General features: G+C 57.4%; 14 protein-coding genes and 4 tRNA genes. 13 read left to right on the top strand and 5 right to left on the bottom strand.

Going from position 1 to position 18,827, the window contains the following annotated elements:
- Window positions 1–250 precede the first annotated feature (250 nt).
- The 3 genes from LOY56_RS17955 to LOY56_RS17945 all read left to right on the top strand — a co-directional run bounded on the left by LOY56_RS17955 (window position 251) and on the right by LOY56_RS17945 (window position 583).
- Window positions 251–327 (top strand) — tRNA-Arg (locus LOY56_RS17955).
- Between the two features lie 41 nt (window positions 328–368).
- Window positions 369–444, top strand: a tRNA-His gene (locus LOY56_RS17950).
- Window positions 445–498: 54 nt separating this feature from the next.
- A tRNA-Leu gene (locus LOY56_RS17945) sits at window positions 499–583 on the top strand.
- Between the two features lie 10 nt (window positions 584–593).
- Here the strand turns inward: LOY56_RS17945 and LOY56_RS17940 are convergent.
- The gene (locus tag LOY56_RS17940; protein ID WP_258616130.1) at window positions 594–1,010 is read right to left on the bottom strand and encodes a hypothetical protein; all 417 of its coding nucleotides are present in this window, start codon (window positions 1,008–1,010) and stop codon (window positions 594–596) included.
- On the opposite strand from LOY56_RS17940, the gene tig reads away from it, so the two are divergent.
- The 8 genes from tig (at window position 1,009) to LOY56_RS17900 (ending at window position 10,652) form a co-directional block, all read left to right on the top strand.
- Entirely contained in the window at window positions 1,009–2,319 is a 1,311-nt protein-coding gene (tig, locus tag LOY56_RS17935; RefSeq protein WP_258616129.1) for a trigger factor, read from the top strand. The two genes, LOY56_RS17940 and tig, sit on opposite strands and share 2 nt — an antisense overlap.
- A 93-nt stretch (window positions 2,320–2,412) precedes the next feature.
- Window positions 2,413–3,048, top strand: a complete 636-nt coding sequence (clpP, locus tag LOY56_RS17930; RefSeq protein WP_258616128.1) for an ATP-dependent Clp endopeptidase proteolytic subunit ClpP — start codon at window positions 2,413–2,415, stop codon at window positions 3,046–3,048.
- 112 nt (window positions 3,049–3,160) lie between these two features.
- Window positions 3,161–4,444: an ATP-dependent Clp protease ATP-binding subunit ClpX gene (gene clpX / locus LOY56_RS17925; protein WP_007901798.1), complete on the top strand. Its 1,284-nt coding sequence runs from the start codon at window positions 3,161–3,163 to the stop codon at window positions 4,442–4,444.
- Window positions 4,445–4,709: 265 nt separating this feature from the next.
- The gene (gene lon, locus LOY56_RS17920) at window positions 4,710–7,106 is read left to right on the top strand and encodes an endopeptidase La (protein WP_258616125.1); all 2,397 of its coding nucleotides are present in this window, start codon (window positions 4,710–4,712) and stop codon (window positions 7,104–7,106) included.
- Between the two features lie 150 nt (window positions 7,107–7,256).
- Entirely contained in the window at window positions 7,257–7,529 is a 273-nt protein-coding gene (locus tag LOY56_RS17915) for an HU family DNA-binding protein (protein ID WP_002552737.1), read from the top strand.
- 53 nt (window positions 7,530–7,582) lie between these two features.
- Window positions 7,583–7,659: transfer RNA gene (locus LOY56_RS17910), tRNA-Asp, on the top strand.
- A gap of 102 nt (window positions 7,660–7,761) precedes the next feature.
- Window positions 7,762–9,633 (top strand): SurA N-terminal domain-containing protein, encoded by a 1,872-nt coding sequence (locus tag LOY56_RS17905; RefSeq protein WP_258616124.1) that lies wholly within the window; start codon window positions 7,762–7,764, stop codon window positions 9,631–9,633.
- Between the two features lie 185 nt (window positions 9,634–9,818).
- The gene (locus tag LOY56_RS17900; RefSeq protein ID WP_258616120.1) at window positions 9,819–10,652 is read left to right on the top strand and encodes a DUF2242 domain-containing protein; all 834 of its coding nucleotides are present in this window, start codon (window positions 9,819–9,821) and stop codon (window positions 10,650–10,652) included.
- Between the two features lie 347 nt (window positions 10,653–10,999).
- Here the strand turns inward: LOY56_RS17900 and LOY56_RS17895 are convergent, their stop codons facing one another.
- The gene (locus LOY56_RS17895) at window positions 11,000–12,040 is read right to left on the bottom strand and encodes an AraC family transcriptional regulator (RefSeq protein ID WP_258616119.1); all 1,041 of its coding nucleotides are present in this window, start codon (window positions 12,038–12,040) and stop codon (window positions 11,000–11,002) included.
- A 3-nt stretch (window positions 12,041–12,043) separates the two neighbouring features.
- Window positions 12,044–13,174, bottom strand: coding sequence for a carbon-nitrogen hydrolase family protein (locus tag LOY56_RS17890; RefSeq protein WP_258616118.1), 1,131 nt, complete (start codon window positions 13,172–13,174; stop codon window positions 12,044–12,046).
- A gap of 209 nt (window positions 13,175–13,383) precedes the next feature.
- Here LOY56_RS17890 and LOY56_RS17885 point away from each other — a divergent pair, with 209 nt between their 5' ends.
- A complete protein-coding gene (locus tag LOY56_RS17885) occupies window positions 13,384–15,423 on the top strand; it encodes an FAD-dependent oxidoreductase (protein ID WP_258616116.1) in 2,040 nt (679 codons plus the stop codon).
- A 173-nt stretch (window positions 15,424–15,596) separates the two neighbouring features.
- The gene (locus tag LOY56_RS17880) at window positions 15,597–16,523 is read left to right on the top strand and encodes a 1-aminocyclopropane-1-carboxylate deaminase/D-cysteine desulfhydrase (RefSeq protein WP_258616113.1); all 927 of its coding nucleotides are present in this window, start codon (window positions 15,597–15,599) and stop codon (window positions 16,521–16,523) included.
- 24 nt (window positions 16,524–16,547) lie between these two features.
- Here the strand turns inward: LOY56_RS17880 and LOY56_RS17875 are convergent, their stop codons facing one another.
- The gene (locus LOY56_RS17875; protein ID WP_258616111.1) at window positions 16,548–17,096 is read right to left on the bottom strand and encodes a cytochrome b; all 549 of its coding nucleotides are present in this window, start codon (window positions 17,094–17,096) and stop codon (window positions 16,548–16,550) included.
- 180 nt (window positions 17,097–17,276) lie between these two features.
- Window positions 17,277–18,701 carry a type VI secretion system Vgr family protein gene (locus LOY56_RS17870; protein ID WP_258616109.1) on the bottom strand — a complete coding sequence of 475 codons (1,425 nt, stop codon included), beginning with the start codon at window positions 18,699–18,701 and terminating at the stop codon, window positions 17,277–17,279.
- Between the last annotated feature and the right edge of the window lie 126 nt (window positions 18,702–18,827).

Here is an 18,827-nt window from a genome sequence, read left to right as displayed (position 1 = left end):
AAAAAGAGAGCGCATTCTCGCATGTCATGAGGTGAGGGCAAAGGCGCTTGGTCTGCAAATTCCCCTAACCCCTTTAATTAAATGAATTTTTTTTAAAAAGAGTTGACGACCTTCAGGGTCACCTATAACATTCGTCGCACTTGTCGGGCACAGCCTAGCACTGGTTAAGAAGGTTGATCAGAATTGATGTTTAATTCGGTGAGACTGAAAGCACTTAGTTTGTAATCGTCCAAGAATACAGATTAACAAGGCGCCCGTAGCTCAGCTGGATAGAGCATCCGCCTTCTAAGCGGATGGTCGCAGGTTCGAGTCCTGCCGGGTGCGCCAATTAGGCAGCTTTGGCACAAGTAACGCAACATGGCAATATGGTGGGCGTAGCTCAGTTGGTAGAGCACGGGATTGTGACTCCCGTTGTCGAGGGTTCGATCCCCTTCGTCCACCCCATATTTAGAAAGGCGCCAGATTAACAGTCTGGCGCCTTTGCTTTAAAAGCTTGATGCGGATGTGGTGGAATTGGTAGACACACTGGATTTAGGTTCCAGCGCCGCAAGGTGTGAGAGTTCGAGTCTCTCCGTCCGCACCATTACAAACAGCTATTTAATAGCAGAAAACGGCGCAGCACCTGAAAAGGGCTGCGCCGTTTTTGTTTTAGGCGTCTGAATTTTCAAAACAACCGTATGTTCCGGGTTGAAAGGGCGGGTAGGGTCGTCGAATTTATGTATCTCGATGATGCTGATTCGCCCGTCGGTCCCTCTCGTGGGGTCGGCTGTCAGGGATGGATTGCCGATTCCTTCTATATATAGAAGGGATTGGTGCAGAGCCTTGGCATGACTGGCTGTATTTGCTAACAGGGCGAGGCACAACCGTTTGTCCTCGCCTATAAATTGCCTGCTGCTGTTTTTACCCGTTTTCAGTAGGGTGACTTCTTGAGTTTGACCCACTAGAATGCATGCCCTTGATTCTGGGGTCGGAAACGGCCGGCTAACGTCTGTGCAACGAGGAATATCCATGCAAGTTTCTGTTGAAAATACTTCTGCTCTTGAGCGCCGCATGAGCATCACCGTGCCGGCTGAGCGTATCGAGACTCAGGTCAACAAGCGTCTGCAGCAGACTGCCCAAAAGGCCAAGATCGCTGGCTTCCGTCCAGGCAAAGTGCCAATGAGTGAAATCAAGCGCCGTTTCGGTGCTGATGCACGCCAGGAAGCCGTGGGCGATGTGATCCAGTCTTCCTTCTACGAAGCTGTTGTTGAGCAGAAGCTGAACCCGGCTGGCGCTCCTTCGATCGAGCCTAAATCGATGGAAGCTGGCAAAGATCTGGAATACGTCGCCATTTTCGAAGTGTTCCCTGAGTTCACCGTTGCCGGTTTCGAAGGTATCGCTGTCGAGCGTCTGAGCGCTGACGTGGCTGATGCTGATCTGGACAAGATGCTGGAAATCCTGCGCAAGCAGAACACCCGTTTCGAAGTTGCCGATCGCGCTGCTCAAAACGAAGATCAGCTGAACATCGATTTCGTCGGCAAGGTCGACGGTGAAGTGTTCGCTGGCGGTTCCGCCAAAGGCACCCAGCTGGTGCTGGGTTCTGGCCGCATGATCCCTGGCTTCGAAGACGGTCTGGTTGGCGCTAAAGCCGGCGAAGAGCGCGTTCTGAACCTGACCTTCCCTGAGGACTATCAGAACCTCGACCTGGCAGGCAAAGCCGCTGAGTTCACCGTGACCGTGAACACCGTTTCCGAGCCAAAACTGCCAGAACTGACCGAAGAATTCTTCGCTCAATTCGGCATCAAGGAAACCGGTCTGGAAGGCTTCCGCACCGAAGTTCGCAAGAACATGGAGCGCGAACTGCGTCAGGCGATCAAATCCAAGGTCAAGAATCAGGTGATGGACGGTCTGCTGGCCACCAACCCGATCGAAGTGCCAAAGGCTCTGCTGTCCAACGAAGTCGACCGTCTGCGCGTGCAGGCTGTTCAGCAGTTCGGCGGCAACATCAAGCCTGACCAACTGCCGGCCGAGCTGTTCGAAGAGCAAGCCAAGCGCCGCGTTGTGCTGGGTCTGATCGTGGCTGAAGTGGTCAAGCAATTCGACCTCAAGCCTGACGAAGCCCGCGTTCGCGAGATGATTCAGGAAATGGCTTCGGCTTACCAGGAGCCTGAGCAGGTTGTGTCTTGGTACTACAAGAACGACCAGCAACTGAACGAAGTCCGTTCGGTTGTGCTGGAAGAACAAGTTGTGGATACTGTTCTGCAGAAAGCTAGCGTGACCGACAAATCGGTCTCTTACGAAGAAGCGGTCAAGCCGGTAGAAGCTCCACAAGCCGACTGATTGTTTTTGCGGTAAGAAGTACACACCATAAGCCAGCCTTCGTGCTGGCTTATGCGTATTCAAGACATAACTATTTGGGAGTGACTGCAGAGCATGTTCCGTAATTCGTATATTCAGCAGAACTCTGATATCCAGGCCGCAGGCGGCCTGGTCCCGATGGTTGTCGAGCAGTCTGCTCGTGGCGAGCGCGCCTATGACATCTACTCGCGCCTCCTCAAGGAGCGAGTGATCTTTCTGGTTGGTCCGGTAGAGGACTACATGGCCAACCTGATCTGTGCGCAACTGCTGTTCCTTGAAGCGGAAAACCCGGACAAGGACATCCATCTCTATATCAACTCGCCGGGCGGTTCGGTGACAGCGGGCATGTCGATCTATGACACCATGCAGTTCATCAAGCCAAACGTGTCGACCACCTGTATCGGTCAAGCGTGCAGCATGGGCGCGTTTCTACTGACGGCCGGTGCCCAAGGCAAGCGTTACTGCCTGCCGAACTCGCGTGTGATGATTCACCAGCCACTGGGCGGTTTCCAGGGCCAGGCCTCGGATATCGAAATCCATGCCAAGGAAATCCTCTTCATTCGTGAGCGTCTCAACACGCTGATGGCCAAGCATAGCGGGCGCACTCTTGAAGAAATCGAGCGCGATACCAACCGCGATAATTTCATGAGTGCAGAGGCTGCGCGTGATTACGGGTTGATCGACGAAGTGATCAACCAGCGCCCCGCTTAAAATAAGCAGCTCAAAATAAGGTGGGTCGGCGGGTCCGATCACCAGCGGGCTTGAAAAAGCCCGCAATAGCCTTCATCTTGTGTTGCAAGCCTATCGGATTTGGATCGAACGAATGACTGACACCCGCAACGGCGAGGACAACGGCAAGCTGCTCTATTGCTCCTTCTGTGGCAAAAGCCAGCATGAAGTACGCAAATTGATTGCCGGCCCCTCGGTCTTTATCTGCGACGAGTGCGTCGACCTGTGCAATGACATCATCCGTGAGGAGGTGCAGGAAGCCCAGGCCGAAAGCAGCGCGCATAAATTGCCTTCGCCTAAAGAAATCAGCGGCATCCTTGATCAGTACGTGATTGGTCAGGAACGTGCGAAAAAGGTTCTGGCCGTAGCGGTGTACAACCACTACAAGCGTTTGAACCAGCGTGACAAAAAGAATGACGACGTCGAACTCGGCAAAAGCAACATTTTGCTGATCGGCCCGACAGGCTCGGGTAAAACCCTGCTTGCCGAAACACTGGCCCGTTTGCTGAACGTTCCGTTCACCATCGCCGACGCAACCACCCTCACCGAGGCGGGTTATGTGGGTGAAGATGTCGAGAACATCATTCAGAAGCTGCTGCAGAAGTGCGATTACGACGTAGAAAAAGCCCAGATGGGTATTGTCTACATCGATGAGATCGACAAGATCTCGCGCAAATCTGACAACCCGTCGATCACCCGGGACGTTTCCGGTGAAGGCGTGCAGCAGGCCCTGCTCAAGTTGATCGAAGGCACGGTCGCTTCCGTTCCGCCTCAGGGCGGTCGCAAGCATCCGCAGCAGGAATTCCTTCAGGTCGACACCCGTAACATCCTGTTCATCTGCGGTGGTGCGTTCTCCGGTCTGGAAAAGGTTATTCAAAACCGTTCCACCAAGGGCGGCATCGGTTTCAACGCGGAAGTGCGCAGCAAGGAAGAAGGCAAGAAAGTCGGTGAGTCCCTGCGTGAAGTCGAACCTGACGATTTGGTCAAGTTCGGTCTGATCCCGGAGTTTGTCGGTCGTCTGCCGGTACTTGCCACGCTGGACGAGCTTGATGAGGCTGCGTTGATGCAGATTCTCACCGAGCCGAAAAATGCTCTGACCAAGCAGTATGCCAAGCTGTTCGAGATGGAAGGCGTGGACCTGGAGTTCCGGGCCGACGCGCTGAAATCGGTCGCCAAACGTGCCCTGGAACGCAAAACCGGTGCACGTGGACTGCGCTCGATTCTCGAAGGTGTATTGCTCGACACTATGTATGAAATCCCCTCGCAGTCCGAGGTGAGTAAAGTAGTGATCGATGAAAGCGTTATAGAAGGCAAGTCCAAGCCACTGTATATCTACGAAAACAGTGAGCCGACTGCCAAGGCAGCGCCGGACGCCTAAGCGTCAAACTGCTGAAATAAAGAAGGGGCCTTCGGGCCCCTTTGCTATTGTGGAAACTGGCTTGTCGGATCACCGCACCGCAGCGAGGGCGACCTGATGGCCGATCTGTTTTCGGATGTGTCCGGACCATCGTCGGCGCTGCCCTAAGCGGCGATATTTAAAGTGGTTCTTTTATCCGCTTGTTTTTTTTGAAAGCAGCCCCCATCTTGGTTTCAAGCTTACTTCCATCTGTTTACGGCCTTATGGCCGCCGTAGAGGCGAAATCATGAAGACAACCATCGAATTGCCTCTCCTGCCATTGCGTGATGTCGTGGTTTATCCGCACATGGTTATCCCGCTGTTCGTGGGGCGCGAGAAATCCATCGAAGCCCTCGAGGCAGCGATGACGGGCGACAAGCAGATCCTTCTGCTGGCTCAGCGAAATCCTGCTGACGACGATCCCGGCGAAGAAGCACTTTATCGCGTAGGCACCATCGCTACCGTTCTGCAGCTGCTCAAGCTGCCTGACGGCACGGTCAAGGTTCTTGTCGAAGGCGAGCAGCGGGGCGCCGTGGAGCGCTTCAGCGAAGTCGACGGCCACTGCCGTGCCGAAGTTTCGCTGATCGACGAAGCCGATGCGCCTGAGCGCGAGTCGGAAGTGTTTGTCCGCAGCCTGCTGGCTCAGTTCGAACAATATGTGCAGCTGGGCAAGAAAGTCCCTGCTGAAGTCCTGTCGTCGCTCAACAGCATTGACGAGCCAGGTCGCCTGGTCGATACCATGGCCGCGCACATGGCCCTGAAGATCGAGCAGAAGCAGGAAATCCTCGAAATTATCGATTTGTCGGCTCGGGTCGAGCACGTTCTGGCGTTGCTGGATGCCGAGATCGATCTGCTGCAAGTCGAAAAACGCATTCGCGGCCGCGTTAAAAAGCAAATGGAACGCAGCCAGCGCGAGTACTACCTGAATGAGCAGATGAAGGCCATTCAGAAAGAGCTGGGCGACAGCGACGAAGGTCACAACGAAATCGAAGAGCTGAAAAAGCGTATCGATGCCGCCGGCCTGCCGAAAGACGCGCTGGCCAAGGCTCAGGCCGAACTGAACAAGCTCAAGCAAATGTCGCCAATGTCCGCGGAAGCGACGGTGGTGCGTTCCTACATTGACTGGCTGGTTCAGGTGCCGTGGAAAGCTCAAAGCAAGGTGCGTCTGGATCTTGCCCGTGCCGAAGACATTCTCGATGCCGACCACTATGGTCTGGAAGAAGTCAAAGAGCGGATTCTCGAATACCTCGCCGTGCAGAAGCGCGTGAAGAAGATTCGTGGTCCGGTGCTGTGCCTGGTCGGTCCTCCAGGGGTGGGTAAAACTTCTCTGGCGGAGTCGATCGCTCACGCCACCAACCGCAAATTCGTGCGCATGGCCCTCGGTGGTGTGCGCGATGAGGCGGAGATTCGTGGTCATCGCCGGACATACATCGGTTCGATGCCGGGAAGATTGATTCAAAAGATGACAAAGGTGGGCGTCCGCAACCCGCTGTTCCTGCTCGATGAAATCGACAAAATGGGCAGCGACATGCGTGGCGATCCGGCGTCGGCGTTGCTGGAAGTGCTCGACCCCGAGCAGAACCATAACTTCAACGATCACTATCTGGAAGTCGACTACGACCTGTCCGATGTGATGTTCCTGTGCACCTCCAACTCCATGAATATTCCACCGGCGCTGCTGGACCGGATGGAAGTGATTCGTCTGCCGGGTTACACCGAAGACGAGAAGATCAACATCGCCGTCAAATACCTTTCGCCGAAGCAGATTACGGCTAACGGTCTGAAGAAAGGCGAGTTGGAATTCGACGCCGAAGCCATTCGCGACATCATCCGTTACTACACCCGCGAAGCCGGTGTACGCGGGCTGGAGCGCCAGATTGCCAAGGTGTGCCGCAAGGCGGTCAAAGAGCACGCGATGGAAAAACGCTTCTCGGTGAAGGTCACTGCCGACATGCTCGAGCACTTCCTGGGTGTGCGTAAATTCCGCTACGGTCTGGCTGAGTCGCAGGATCAGATCGGTCAGGTAACGGGCTTGGCGTGGACTCAGGTGGGTGGCGAGTTGCTGACCATCGAAGCCGCGGTCGTGCCGGGTAAAGGCCAATTGATCAAGACCGGTTCTTTGGGTGACGTGATGGTCGAGTCGATCACCGCAGCCCTGACCGTTGTCCGCAGCCGCGCGAAGAGCCTGGGGATCCCTCTGGACTTCCATGAGAAGCGCGACACGCATATCCACATGCCGGAAGGGGCGACCCCGAAAGATGGCCCTAGCGCCGGTGTAGGTATGTGCACGGCCTTGGTATCCGCATTGACTGGCATTCCTGTACGTGCGGACGTTGCCATGACTGGCGAAATCACCTTGCGTGGCCAAGTACTGGCGATAGGCGGGCTGAAGGAAAAACTGCTGGCTGCTCACCGTGGCGGAATCAAGACGGTGATCATTCCTGAAGAGAACGTACGCGATCTGAAGGAAATTCCTGACAATATCAAGCAAGATCTCCAGATTAAACCAGTGAAATGGATTGACGAGGTCCTGCAAATTGCGCTGCAATACGCGCCGGAACCCTTGCCGGATGTGGTTCCGGAGATCGTTACAAAGGATGAAAAACGCGAGTCTGACTCTAAGGAAAGAATTAGCACGCATTAGTACGCATTTGCCTGGGGGGCTTCCTTGACAGTTTTTTAGAGCCCTTGTTATAAAGCGGCTCTTTAGTGCCTGTAGGCCATTCAGCACTCGTTTTTTTGCTTTCACCAAAAAACTTAGAATCAAACTCAAATAGATATAAGGGGACTTAGAGTGAACAAGTCGGAACTGATTGATGCTATCGCTGCATCCGCTGATATCCCGAAAGCTGCTGCTGGCCGTGCGCTGGACGCAGTAATCGAATCCGTCACTGGCGCTCTCAAGGCTGGCGACTCTGTTGTTCTGGTTGGTTTCGGTACCTTCTCCGTGACCGATCGTCCAGCTCGCATCGGTCGTAACCCACAGACTGGTAAAACGCTGGAAATCGCCGCCGCTAAAAAACCAGGTTTCAAAGCCGGTAAAGCACTGAAAGAAGCTGTCAACTAAGTTCGATTCAGGTTTTTGCCCATCCGGGTCGGGGTCATACCTGACTTGGCAGCGGAGCGGTAGTTCAGTCGGTTAGAATACCGGCCTGTCACGCCGGGGGTCGCGGGTTCGAGTCCCGTCCGCTCCGCCAGTTACGAGAAGGCGCATCCTCGGATGCGCCTTTCTTCTATCCGGATTCTACCCACGCTCCACGGTTGCCTAATTTTGAAGTTCAACCGTTTCTGGGGGACGCATGCTGCAGAATATCAGGGACAATTCACAAGGCTGGATTGCCAAGACCATTATCGGGATCATCGTTGTACTGATGGCTTTCACCGGTATCGAGGCCATTTTCCAGGCGACGACCAACAGCCAGGATGCGGCCAAGGTCAACGGTGAAGAAATCAGTCAAAACGAGCTGAACCAGGCGGTTGATATGCAACGCCGTCAGCTCATGCAACAACTGGGCAAGGATTTCGATGCTTCCTTGCTCGACGAAAAAATGCTGCGCGAATCGGCCCTCAAAGGGCTGATCGATCGCAAACTGCTGCTGCAAGGCGCAGAAAAATCGAAATTCGCTTTCTCCGAAGCAGCGTTGGATCAGGTGATCCTGCAAACACCTGAATTCCAGGTGGATGGCAAGTTCAGCGCCGAGCGCTTCGATCAGGTGATCCGTCAACTCGGCTACAGCCGTCTGCAATTCCGCCAGATGCTGGCTCAGGAAATGCTGATTGGTCAGCTGCGCGCTGGCCTGGCCGGTAGCGGCTTTGTCACCGATGCACAGGTTCTGGCCTTCGCCCGTCTGGAAAAACAGACCCGCGATTTCGCCACCCTGAACGTCAAGGCAGATCCTGCGGCGGTGAAACTGACCGACGATGAGGTCAAGGCCTACTACGACGAACACGCCAAGGAATTCATGACGCCGGATCAGGTGGTCATCGATTACCTCGAATTGAAGAAGGCGTCCTTCTTCGATCAGGTCAGCGTCAAGGACGAAGACCTGCAAGCGGCGTATCAGAAAGAAACCGCGAACCTGTCCGAGCAACGCCGGGCTGCGCATATTCTGATCGAAGTGAACGATAAGGTGACTGAGGCGCAAGCCAAGGCCAAAATCGAAGAAGTGCAGGCGCGTCTGGCTAAAGGCGAGCAATTCGAGGCCCTGGCCAAGGAATTCTCCCAGGATCCAGGTTCGGCGAACAACGGCGGTGACCTCGGTTATGCAGGTCCAGGCGTCTACGATCCAGCGTTTGAAAAAGCCCTGTATTCGTTGGCCAAGGATCAGGTTTCGGAGCCGGTTCGCACTGACTTCGGTTTCCACCTGATCAAGCTGCTGGGCGTTGAAGCCCCTGAAGTGCCAACATTCGCCAGCCTGAAAGACAAGCTGACCCGCGAGCTGAAAACCCAGCAGGTTGAGCAGCGTTTCGTCGAGGCGACCAAGCAATTGGAAGACTCGTCGTTCGAGGCCTCCGATCTGGCCCAGCCGGCACAAGACCTGAAACTGACCGTCCATACCTCAGCGCCATTTGGTCGTGAAGGTGGCGAAGGTGTTGCGGCCAACCGTGCCGTGGTGACCGCAGCGTTCAGTCCTGAAGTGCTGGATGAGGGTGCCAATAGCACCGCCATCGAGCTGGACCCGGAAACCGTGATCGTGCTGCGCGCCAAAGAGCACCGCAAGCCTGAGCAGCTGCCGCTGGAAAGCGTGGCTGCCAGCATCCGTGCGCAACTGACCAAGGAGCACGCCAGTGCCGCCGCCAAGACCAAGGCTGATCAACTGATCGTCAGCCTGCGTGATGGCAAGACTGCGCTGGACAAGGCGATCGATGGTCAGAACTGGAAGGTGACTCAAGCGGCGACTCGTGCTCAGGAAGGGGTCGACCCAACTGTGCTGCAAGCGTTGTTCCGCATGCCCAAGCCTGTCTCCAAAGACAAGCCGACCTTTAGCAGCGTGACCTTGGCCGATGGTAGCCTGGTGATCGTGCGTCTGAATGGCGTGAACGAAGCCGCGGCGCCGACCGAAGAAGAGAAGACTCAATACCGTCGTTTCCTCGCCTCGCGCATTGGCCAACAAGACTTTGCGGCCTACCGCAAACTGTTGGAAAGCGAGGCTGAGATCAAGCGTTTCTGATGCTTGACTGAGTTTCCTGCAACATAAAAACCCTGGCCAGACGGCCGGGGTTTTTTTATCCGGGCAGGCTTTCTCCTTAGAACTCGGCTCAATAGGCCTGTAACCGTTTTAAGACACAATCGATGCTCCGCTAAGCATCGATCTGTTGCACAATACGCCCCGTACCGTTTTCCTCAGGATGTTCAATGTTTATATCAATTCCCATGCGTGTTGTCGGGCTGGCCTTGGTGCTGGCAGCCGCTGCCGGTTGTTCGTCGAAGAAAGCCGCCGTCTATGAGCATGAGAACTTCGACGATTCCGGAACGTTTTCGCGCAATTACCCGGTGAGCGATGCACAGACCTGCGAGGCCGCTCGTCGGGCTTTGCTCAGTCAGGGTTACATCATTACCAGTAGCGATCCAAAACTGGTCAGTGGGCACAAGAGCTTCCAGCAAACTGGCGAGACCCACATGGAGATCAGCTTCAGTGTGGTCTGTGCCGATGACGGCAGCGAGGGGCATCACGCGACGATGTTCGCCAACGCCTTGCAGGACCGTTATGCGCTGAAAAAGACCAACAACTCAGCCAGCCTTGGTGTCGGCGTGTTGGGCTCGGTATCGATGCCGATCGGTTCGTCCGACGATTCGATGGTCAAGGTCGCCAGCGAAACCGTGTCCTCGGCCAAGTTCTATGAGCGTTTCTTTGCGCTGGTCGAGTTGTTCCTGCCACCGGAAGCGAAGAAGGCAGCGCACATCACCGAGAAGCCGAAGACCGATCTGGGTGTGCCTGAAGCCAAGGCTGCGCCGGCTCAGTTGGCGCCGACCCCGGCTGCAGAACCTGCGCCTGTTCCAGCGCCGGGAGCCGAACCTGCTCCGGCTACTTCGGAGCCTGTTGTGCCGCCTGCTGAAACGGCACCGATTACCCCGGCGCAGAGCAGCGAGCCGAGTTCGTCCACGGAATCGGGGACTCCACCGGCGGATTCAAGCACCATGCCAGCGCCGACCGAGCCCATCTCGGCGATGCCTGTCTCCGGCCAGTAATAGGCTGCTGTTACGGATCGGGTCAGACGATTCCGATCCCGTAACAACGTCCAAGATTGATCCACATCAAATCGAGCTGTATTCCTACGGCTTGTATCGAAAAAATCCTGTGATAAATTCCTGACCACCTGCTACGTTTTATTAAGTAGCGACGTAGTGTCATGTCCGCGTCATTTTTCTTTCATGCGAGCACTTTATGCTCAGGGCGCTGATCATTTATTCAGACGATTTTTTCAATAGGCGATGGGGGTTTAATAATGGACGATTATCAAGAAGAACTGCTCGAATATCAGGCGTTTGAACTGGACCCGCTGGAACCTGCCGAAGACGCTACCGAATTGTAAACCTTACGCGGATTGGCGATGACTGCGGCGAAAATCCCCAGGTGTCTGGCCGTTCCAGCGTTTGAAAGCCCGTTGAAAGGCTTCGGCTGAAGCAAACCCCAGCAGGTACGCGATTTCGCCGAAAGCCAGTTCAGTGTCGCGGATGTAGGTCATGGCGAGGTCGCGGCGTGTGTCGTTGAGAATTGCACGAAATTGCGTGCCTTCCTCGGCGAGTTTGCGACGTAAGGTCCAGGTTGGCAGCTTCAGGCGTGCCGCCACTTCTTCCAGGTCGGGTTCCCGACCACCATTGAGCAACGGCCCCAGTAACTGAGTGATGCGTTCACGCAGGCTGCGGGTGCGTGTCAGTTGCTCCAGTTCCCGTTCACACAGTTGCAGCAGGTGCCGCCAGGTGCTCGGGCAGTGCTCCGGGTTGCGCTGGGCGAGGCTGTCCAGGCTCAGGCGCAGTTGATTCTGTTCGGCGCCAAACTGAATCGGACAATCCCCAAGCACGGCATACGCCTCGCGGTAATCCGGCGCTTGGAATTCGATTTCGATCCGTTCGGCGCGTAGCGGGGCAGGGCTTATGCTGGACAATTGCTGCAACCAGCCGGCGATGATCGAATCCACCACGAAGCGGTTGTAGGCGTTGTAGGGGCTGATGGAATAAAACCGTAGCCAAGCGCCTTGGGCGTCTTCGTGAAAGCTCGACTGGCCGCGATAGTTGGAACCGTACAGCGCTTCGAAGCGAATCAGGCAGCGCGCCGCTTCCCGCACGGTGGGGGCTTGGGCGGCGGTGACTCCGGCCAGGCCGGCCTGGCTCAGGCGACTGAGTTGGCCCATGCGCAAACCCAGTGCCGGGTCGTCGGTCAGTTGAATGGCGCCGTGACCCAGGCGCATGTAGCGCGGGATCGAAAGACGGGCGCCGGCCTCGGCCAGTCGCGCGGCGTCGAGGCTGTACTGTTCGAGCAGCGGTTGTGGGTCCAGGCCATGGCTGCGCACGGCATCGGCCAAGCTCTGGACGAAGCCCACCGACAGATCCCCGAGGCGCATCGGCTGTGGTTTCATCGCTTATAGCCAGAGGTTCAACAAACGCGCGCCCCGGGCATCGCCGTCGGCAAAATGCTGCCCGTTGTTGCTGAGGAAGCTTTGACCGGCGCTGCCCATATCCCAGAATTGACCACGCAGGAACACACTCATGCCGGCGATGGCCTGGCTGCCGGACGGTTGGGCGATCAGCGTCAGCCGATGCCAAGCCTGACCTTCACTGAGTTCGCCAGCCTTGAGACTCACAGAGTTCGGCGTGGACTGGCCTTTGTAGCCGGGCCACGGTTGATCCCAGGACCCGCGCCCGACGACGAACGCCGGGACCACCACCAGTTGCGCGCCTTGATCGTCGAGTTTGCGATAGTTGTCCGGATACCAACTGTCGCTGCCGATCAGCACGCCCAAGCGCCCGGCTGGTGTATCGACGACGTTGATCGTGTGCTCGGAATTGGCTTCGACAGTGTCGTGCCCAGCGAAAGTCGGGTGCATTTGCCGCTGAGGCTGGCCAATCGGCAAACCGTCGCGACCGAACACTACGCTGCTGTTGTACAGCGCGCCGCGGCCAATCTTCAGGGTGCCATCGCTGACACTCGGCTCGGGCAACACGATGGAGCCCGCCACCAGAGTGATGCGGAATTCTTTCGCCAAGCCGCCGAACAGCGCTTGGTAATTCTTGGCCATTTTCTTGGCCTTCATCCGCAAGTGCGCATCGTCGAGAAGGCTACCGCCCTCGGCACTGATCAGGGCGCGGATGAACTGCAACGGGTTGCTCACCGCCAGCCAGTTCATGGCTTCCTTGAGCGTAGTGGCCTGGTACAACTCGTCTTTCTCGCCGCTGATCATCAGCCAGGTGCCGACATGTTCGGGCAGTACGACGATGGTTTTTTCATTCAGCAGGCCCTGATCCTGAGCCTTCTGCAAGTAAGCGGCGAGCTTGCGGTGCAGGCGTTCGGGGCTTTGGTAGTCGGTGGGGAACAGCTCGGGCTGGATCCCCAGCAGATTGCCGCGATCGGCGGGAGTGCCCTGATCGACCGCGAGACTGATGCGCAGGTCCGACAGGTAATGACCCACCGGACGGTCCGCGGCCCACATCGCGTAGGTCGTGAGGGCGGCGATCAACGCCATGGAGAAGGTCAGGTACAAAAGTTTGCGCATGGGGAAACAGTCAACGGCCGTGTGCAGGGTTCGCGACTAGGGTAGGGCCCATGCCCGCGCTTGCCAAGGGGCGCTGCACATTTGGATCAATAAGTTGTCAGTTACGGTCATTGAGTGACAGCAGTGCGACTCTTAGTCTGTCGAACATGACTGACGGGGGCCGAAGAGCTCCTGCACTTTTTCCGTGATCGCTCGTTGTGGAGTTACCGATGGCCGCCGCTCATTACCCGCACCTGTTGGCCCCGCTGGACTTGGGTTTTACCACGTTGCGCAACCGCACCCTGATGGGCTCGATGCACACGGGCCTTGAGGAAAAGCCTGGCGGTTTCGAGCGCATGGCTGCGTATTTCGCCGAGCGTGCCCGTGGCGGTGTAGGCCTGATGGTTACCGGCGGTATTGGCCCGAACGATGAAGGCGGGGTTTACTCCGGCGCGGCCAAATTGACCACCGAGGAAGAAGCGCTCAAGCACCTGATCGTCACCCGCGCGGTACACGAGGCGGGTGGCAAGATCTGCATGCAGATTCTTCATGCCGGGCGTTATGCCTACAGCCCGAAACAGGTGGCCCCGAGCGCGATCCAGGCGCCGATCAACCCGTTCAAGCCTAAAGAGCTGGACGAGGAAGGCATCGAGAAACAAATCAGCGATTTCGTCACTTGCTCGACCCTGGCGCAAAAAGCCGAGTACGACGGCGTCGAGATCATGGGCTCCGAAGGTTATTTCATTAACCAGTTCCTCGCGGCCCACACCAACCATCGCACTGACCGCTGGGGCGGCGCATACGAAAACCGCATGCGCCTGCCGGTAGAAATCGTCCGTCGGGTACGCGAAGCGGTCGGCCCGAACTTCATCATTATCTTCCGCCTGTCGATGCTCGATCTGGTGGAAGGCGGCAGCAGCTGGGAAGAGATCGTGCAATTGGCCAAGGCCATCGAGCAGGCCGGTGCGACGATCATCAACACCGGCATCGGCTGGCACGAAGCGCGGATTCCGACCATCGCCACCAAAGTACCCCGTGCCGCATTCAGCAAGGTCACGGCCAAGCTGCGTGGCTCGGTGAATATTCCTCTGATCACCACCAACCGCATCAATACGCCGGAAGTCGCCGAGCAGATTCTGGCCGAAGGCGATGCCGACATGGTGTCCATGGCGCGGCCGTTCCTCGCCGATGCGGATTTCGTCAACAAGGCTGCGGCCGGTCGTGGCGATGAAATCAACACCTGCATCGGTTGCAACCAAGCGTGCCTGGATCACACCTTTGGCGGCAAGTTGACCAGTTGCCTGGTGAACCCACGGGCCTGCCATGAAACCGAACTTAATTACCTGCCGGTGCAGCAGATCAAGAAAATCGCCGTGGTTGGCGCCGGTCCTGCGGGGCTGTCCGCCGCGACGGTGGCCGCCGAACGCGGTCATCAGGTGACGTTGTTCGATTCGGCCAGCGAAATCGGCGGCCAGTTCAACATCGCCAAGCGTGTGCCGGGCAAGGAAGAGTTCTTCGAAACCTTGCGCTACTTCAGCCGCAAATTGCAGACCAGCAACGTCGAACTCTGCCTGAATACCCGTGTGGATGTGGCGCAGCTGGTTACGGGCGGTTACGACGAAATCATCCTGGCCACGGGTATTGCGCCGCGAGTGCCAGCGATTCCGGGTGTCGAGCACGCCAAGGTGCTGAGCTACCTGGACGTGATCCTCGAGCGAAAACCGGTGGGCAAGCGCGTCGCGGTGATCGGCGCCGGCGGTATTGGTTTCGACGTGTCGGAATTCCTCGTTCATCAGGGCGTGGCCACCAGTCAGGACCGCGAAGCGTTCTGGAAGGAGTGGGGCATCGATACACACCTCGAAGCGCGCGGCGGTGTTGCGGGGATCAAGGCTGAACCGCAGGCGCCGGCCCGTGAAGTGTTCCTGCTGCAGCGCAAGACATCCAAGGTTGGCGACGGTTTGGGCAAGACTACAGGCTGGATTCACCGCACGGGTCTGAAGAACAAACAGGTGCAGATGCTCAACAGCGTCGAGTACCTGAAGATCGACGACGAAGGCCTGCACATCCGCATCGGCGAAAGCGGCGAACCGCAGGTGCTGCCGGTGGACAACATCGTGATCTGCGCCGGGCAGGATCCGTTGCGCGAGTTGCAGGACGGTCTGGTCGAGGCCGGGCAGAGCGTGCACGTGATCGGCGGCGCGGACGTGGCGGCGGAGCTGGATGCCAAGCGTGCGATCAATCAGGGTTCGCGGTTGGCGGCTGAGTTGTAATACACATAGACCCTGTGGCGAGGGAGCTTGCTCCCGCTGGAGGCCGAAGGACTCCCTTTATCAGCGATGGTGCAGTGTCAGGTTAATCCGTCGCTGATTCTGTGGCTGCTGCGTAGCCAAGCGGGAGCAAGAGGGCTGCTAAGATGCTGGCTTTTCACCCAGAGCCGGCATCAATGCTTTCCCCACCAATAGACTGGCTACCCCAAGCCCCCCTCGAACCCCTTCACCTCGACTGGCTCACCACTGCCGGTATCGACGTGGCGATCCTGCGTCTGGATCAAATCGACCCGCTGATCAGCGGCAACAAGTGGTTCAAGCTCATTGAACACCTGAAAGCCGCCGACCAGAACGGCGCTGAAGGCATCATCAGCCTGGGCGGTGCCCATTCCAACCATCTCCATGCATTGGCCGCAGCGGGCAAACGCTTCGGTTTCTCCACGGTCGGCCTGCTGCGCGGGCATCTGCAAGACACGCCGACGGTGAAAGACTTGCAGGCGTTCGGCATGCAATTGCACTGGTTGGGTTATGGCGGTTATCGAGCGCGGCACGAACCAGGTTTCTGGGCGCCATGGCGGGAGCAATACCCCGAGCTACATCCAGTGCCGGAAGGTGGCGGCGGCTTGCTTGGGGCGAAGGGTTGCGAGCAATGGGTGGCACAGGCCCGCGAACAACTGAGTGGTCTGGGCTGGAGCAACTACGACGGCTGGTGGCTGGCCTGCGGAACGGGCACCACCCTCGCCGGTCTGGTACTGGCCGAGGCGGGCGAACATCCGGTGTATGGCGCGCTGGCGGTGCCTGACGATCATGGCGTGGCGCAGCAGGTCGAATCGATTATCCGCGAGGCAGATTTGCAGCAATCGGCTTATGAGCTATTCGACGCCAGCCGTGGCGGTTTTGCCAAAGTCGATCCGCCGTTGCTTGCGTTCATCGAGCAGACCGAACAGGCCAGTGGCATTCCTCTCGAACCGCTGTATACCGGCAAAGCGCTGCTGGCGCTCAAGCAGCGAGTCGAGGCGGGTAAATTTGCGCGGGGAACGCGCTTGATCTTCATCCATACCGGCGGCTTGCAGGGCCGCCGGGGTTTCAGTTCACATACCTGAAAGGTGCATTGATTTAGTAGCCGCTCAACCGCGCTTGGGCATCATCCGCAGCAAGGTGTTATCGCGCACCACATAATGGTGAAAAAGCCCGGCCACGGCGTGCAGGCCGATCAGCCAATAGCCGATCGTCCCACCCAGCACATGCCAGCCCTCGAATTGCTTGGCCAGCGGTTTGTTTTCTTCGATCAGCAAGGGCAGGTCGATGCCATAGAACATCACCCGATGCCCCTCGGCGCTGGTAATCAACCAGCCCAGAATCGGCATGGTGATCATGAAAATATACAGCGCCCAGTGCATCAGTTTGGCGAGCAGGGTTTGCCAGCGTGGCGAGGCAGGGAAGATCTGCGGTGCTGGCCCGAAGCTGCGGGCGAACAACCGTAGCCAGACCAGCACGAACACCGTCAGGCCTAGCATGAAGTGCGCTTCCTTGATCAATGTCCGGCCGCCACTGCCTTTGGGAAAGATCCCGCGCAATTCGATACAGGCGTAAACCGCTATTAATAGCACCAGCATTAACCAGTGCAGCGCGATCGATACGGTGCTGTAGCGTGATTCGGAATTCTTCAACGGCATACGATGTTTCCTCACAGGTCTGGTCTGAAGTCACCGTTCTTGTTCGACGGTGTGCCGTCACTGTAATCCTGTTTGGCGGGTTTTGCCTGCGGTCAATATTCCGTGCAATGCTCTGGATCAAGTGATCGGCCACAAAAAAGCGTCAGTTCCGTAAAAGGAGCTGGCGCTTTTTTATGAAGGTCAGGGTGCGAGATCCGGGCGGTTGATCAGCCAGTCGAGCAGCAGGTGGCCATCGCGGTGTGGCTCGGGAGCGGGCCGGGAAGGCTGGAGATGACTCATGCCAGCACACAGCACCGGTCGGTCCGGATCGCAGTCGAGAAAACTGATCAGAACCTCGGTGCCGGACAGGGGCAGCCTGGATGGAACGACACGACCGTCTGGCGTTGTGACGGCGATCGGCAGCCAGAGGCCAACGGATTCATCCGCCTCGAATGTCGGCGTCGACCATAACCTGACCTGTATCCGGCCCTGGTCATCGAGCGCCGCCGGTTGCCCGGTGGGGCCCAGCACTCGGCCGGTTTGATAGCCGGGGATGTTCGGCCTGGTCTGTTTGAGCGCTGGCCTGAATACCGTTGACCAGGGAATGGCGGTGAATTGATTGCTGTAACGTTGAGCAACCTCGAGCGTGTCGTTGGCGAGAATCGATGGCTGTTGTCCTTGGTGCTGGATGTCGGTGAGTAACCACTGATCGTTGAAACTCGAGAGCGGGTGTTCTGCCACTTGCAAAATCCGCCCACTGCCCAGCTCACTCTGGTTGCTTTGGCCGTGGATCTGCCGTTGCTGGCAACGCAGGCGTTCCAGCCGCCTGCGGCTGAGCTGGTCGCGATGAAGCTGTTCGGGCGCGGGACGTGCCGTCACCGGACCCGTCCTGGCAAGTATATGATTGGCCGCACCATCGCCAATCACCTGCGCGCCGCGGTTTCTGGCCTCCCATCGTGCGGGGACGGGGGCCGGGTCATGGCGCTGGTACAGTTCGCTGATCACCGGTAACACGGAGTCGTTGAATGCGTCGTCATGGAACGGCATCAGCAGCGGCTCCTGCGGGAAGCTCAGGCTGTCATCGGCCAGCACCCACACGTGCCCGTCGTGCTGATGTTCGAAGTGATAATGCAGGCCTTCTTCTTCACACAGCCGTTGCACGAAGGCCAGATCGCTTTCGTCGTATTGAATGCAAAAAGGCCGGGGCGGGTAGCACCCGTTTGCCAGTTCGAAACGGTAGCTGTGCTCGGGCAATTGATGCTCCTCCAGTAACTGGCGCACGATCGCGGGAACACTAAGACGATGAAACACCCGACGCGAGCGGTGTCGCTCCAGTCGTTGAAGATAAGGTGTCAGCACCAGCTGGTAGCCGATCCGGTGCGGGCCGCGATGTTCGCGACTGATGCTGTGGATCATGCCGTGAATGCCCTGATCACCCGCCAGCCTCAGGAACGCGGGTTGTTGCAGCCATTGGTCGAGGTGGATTGCCGGTGCGAGTCCGATCACTTCGACATTGAATCGATAGGGCTGGTTGAGGCCTTCACGGCCGCTGAACTGCAACACCTGAAAGCTCAAATCGCCGTCGAGCAGTGTCAGGGTGAAGGGACTTTCCTTGTCGTTGTGCATCGAACGCGCTTCTGCCAGGGAGGATGGGCGCAGAGGGTACGAAACCCTGATGCTGAAGCGTCACCGCAAATCGACATTTCAGAATTGCCCTACGAGCATTGGCGAATATGTGGATCCGTCGTGGGG

The organism is Pseudomonas sp. B21-048 (assembly GCF_024748615.1).
GTDB lineage: Bacteria > Pseudomonadota > Gammaproteobacteria > Pseudomonadales > Pseudomonadaceae > Aquipseudomonas.
Note: the sequence above shows the minus strand (reverse complement) of the source record. Positions and strands in the feature narration are given on the sequence as shown.

Coding starts and splice junctions, on each gene's coding strand:
- tig (WP_258616129.1), top strand. CDS start 1,009: ATGCAAGTTTCTGTTGAAAATACTTCTGCTCTTGAGCGCCGCATGAGC.
- LOY56_RS17940 (WP_258616130.1), bottom strand. CDS start 1,010: ATGGATATTCCTCGTTGCACAGACGTTAGCCGGCCGTTTCCGACCCCA.
- clpP (WP_258616128.1), top strand. CDS start 2,413: ATGTTCCGTAATTCGTATATTCAGCAGAACTCTGATATCCAGGCCGCA.
- clpX (WP_007901798.1), top strand. CDS start 3,161: ATGACTGACACCCGCAACGGCGAGGACAACGGCAAGCTGCTCTATTGC.
- lon (WP_258616125.1), top strand. CDS start 4,710: ATGAAGACAACCATCGAATTGCCTCTCCTGCCATTGCGTGATGTCGTG.
- LOY56_RS17905 (WP_258616124.1), top strand. CDS start 7,762: ATGCTGCAGAATATCAGGGACAATTCACAAGGCTGGATTGCCAAGACC.
- LOY56_RS17900 (WP_258616120.1), top strand. CDS start 9,819: ATGTTTATATCAATTCCCATGCGTGTTGTCGGGCTGGCCTTGGTGCTG.
- LOY56_RS17895 (WP_258616119.1), bottom strand. CDS start 12,040: ATGAAACCACAGCCGATGCGCCTCGGGGATCTGTCGGTGGGCTTCGTC.
- LOY56_RS17890 (WP_258616118.1), bottom strand. CDS start 13,174: ATGCGCAAACTTTTGTACCTGACCTTCTCCATGGCGTTGATCGCCGCC.
- LOY56_RS17885 (WP_258616116.1), top strand. CDS start 13,384: ATGGCCGCCGCTCATTACCCGCACCTGTTGGCCCCGCTGGACTTGGGT.
- LOY56_RS17880 (WP_258616113.1), top strand. CDS start 15,597: ATGCTTTCCCCACCAATAGACTGGCTACCCCAAGCCCCCCTCGAACCC.
- LOY56_RS17875 (WP_258616111.1), bottom strand. CDS start 17,096: ATGCCGTTGAAGAATTCCGAATCACGCTACAGCACCGTATCGATCGCG.
- LOY56_RS17870 (WP_258616109.1), bottom strand. CDS start 18,701: ATGCACAACGACAAGGAAAGTCCCTTCACCCTGACACTGCTCGACGGC.